At 59.7% G+C, this 853-nt stretch carries 1 pseudogene; it reads left to right on the top strand.

Going from position 1 to position 853, the window contains the following annotated elements:
* Positions 1 to 321: 321 nt before the first annotated feature.
* Positions 322 to 853: pseudogene (locus FQ320_RS25295) on the top strand (AAA family ATPase); the annotation flags it as partial.

The following is an 853-nucleotide window of genomic DNA, read 5'->3' as shown; positions in this document are numbered from 1 at the left end:
TCAAGCCGGGCGAGGCCTACCAGTTCGACTGGAGCCATGAGGATGTGGAGATCGCCGGCAAGCCGATGCGGGTGAAGGTCGCGCACATGCGGCTGTGCGCATCGCGGGCGGTATACGTCCGGGCCTAGGTTCGACGTCATAGTTGAAGTGCCCTTGCCTGGTAATGTAGCAATAAGACGAATGTTACGAGATGGTCTTGGTTGCCATGTCCCAGAGATTGATCTTACTCGCCTGACCAGCGCGGCTGCAGGCGCTAGTGCTGCCGACATCGATGGGGCTCTGCGTGTAGCGCGGACGCACGCCCGGCAAAGGGGCCGCGCCGTGGAACCCGTCGATCTCCTAACTCAATTCGGTTTCGAAGATCGCAATCCGGCGTTAGATAGTCGGATAGCAGTGCACGAATGCGGTCATGCAATCGTTTTTAAGTATCTCGGCCTCGGCCGGGTTAGAAGGCTGGCCATCACCCGCGATGGCGGCGGCGCCTGGCTTCACTCGACACCTCAGCAGGGCCTAATTTCGGACTGGGAAAGCCAAATTACATATATCCTTGCCGGCCGGGCAGCTGAACGGCTCATTTTTGGCGCGGCGACAGCCGGTGCCGGTGGCGGCGAGACTTCAGATCTGGCTCAAGCAACCGCCCAAGCCGTTCTAATCGACACGAAACTTGGACTCGGCGCCGAAGGCCTCGTGTGGCTTGATCCAGATCGAAGCCTATACTTGCAAGACCCGGAGAACGCTGCACGCGTCCGGAGCCGACTTGACAAGGCCGAATCCCGCGCGCTGGTTGTACTTGTTCAAAATGAGCCCCTTTTGCGTCAGATGGCCGATGCCCTGAACCAGGCGCGTATGCTCG

The organism is Oceaniovalibus sp. ACAM 378, from assembly GCF_008085915.1.
Taxonomy (GTDB): Bacteria; Pseudomonadota; Alphaproteobacteria; order Rhodobacterales; family Rhodobacteraceae; genus Oceaniglobus.
Note: the sequence above shows the minus strand (reverse complement) of the source record. Positions and strands in the feature narration are given on the sequence as shown.